At 44.4% G+C, this 1,098-nt stretch carries 1 protein-coding gene; it reads left to right on the plus strand.

All coding sequences use genetic code 11. The annotated features are described in order from the left end of the window. Positions 1-1,098, plus strand: a 1,098-nt coding sequence (locus FTU29_RS17275) for an efflux RND transporter permease subunit (RefSeq protein WP_180034346.1), incomplete at both ends; no start/stop codon positions are given.

The following is a 1,098-nucleotide window of genomic DNA, read 5'->3' on the forward strand; positions in this document are numbered from 1 at the left end:
GACCTCTCACACAAAGTGAACGCTTTAAGGAAGTTTTTCTGGCTGCCCGCCAAGCACGTCGTCCTCTTATTTTTGGTCAGCTTATTATTTTGGTGGTGTATTTGCCGATTTTTGCTTTAAGTGGTGTAGAAGCAAAACTATTTCATCCGATGGCTTTAACCGTTGTTCTCGCACTGGTGGCAGCTATTATTTTATCGATCACCTTTGTGCCCGCTGCAGTTGCTTTATGGGTTAAAGGGGAGATCAAAGAAACGGAAAGCCGTTGGATGATCTGGCTCAAAACCCGATATCAACAGATATTGGATGGAGCCTATCATTACAAAGCGGTGGTTTTAACTTTTGCCATTTGTCTCCTGGTCATTACGGGTCTGCTCAGCACGAAGATTGGCAGTGAGTTTGCACCCCAGCTGAGTGAAGGTGATTTTGCGGTACAGCAATTACGTTCTCCAAGCACAGGCTTGGAAGAGTCTTTACGTATTCAGGAAAATACCGAAAAGCTTTTACTGAAAAACTTTCCCGAAATTAAAGCTATATTTGCCCGTACCGGGACTGCTGAAGTGGCGACAGATGTGATGCCACCGAATATTTCCGATGGTTATATCATGCTGAAACCACGTGAGGAATGGCCAGATTCAAAAGAAAGCCTAGATGCACTTCGAACCCGAATGGAAGCTTATCTTGCGACAATTCCCGGCAATAACAGTGAGTTTTCTCAGCCTATTGAGCTACGTTTTAATGAACTGATTTCAGGTATACGCAGTGATGTGGGGGTGAAGGTTTTTGGTGATGACATGCAGGTTTTGAATACTGAGGCTGCAAAAATCGCGAAAATCATTCAGCAAGTCGCAGGTAGCAGTGCGGTGAAAGTTGAACAAACTTCGGGTCTGCCTTTACTCAATGTAGAGATTGATAAAGCTTTAGCTGCCCAGTATGGCTTGAGTGTGAAATCTATTCAGGATGTGGTGGCTGCAAGTATTGGTGGACAAAGCGTGGGAGAGATTTTAGAAGGCGATCGTCGTTTTGATTTTGTTATCCGTCTTGGAGAGCAAGACCGTAGTGTCGCATCTGTTTCCCAGTTACCTATTCAGCTTCCAAATG

This window comes from Acinetobacter sp. YH12086, assembly GCF_013419345.1.
Classification (GTDB): Bacteria; Pseudomonadota; Gammaproteobacteria; order Pseudomonadales; family Moraxellaceae; genus Acinetobacter; species Acinetobacter amyesii.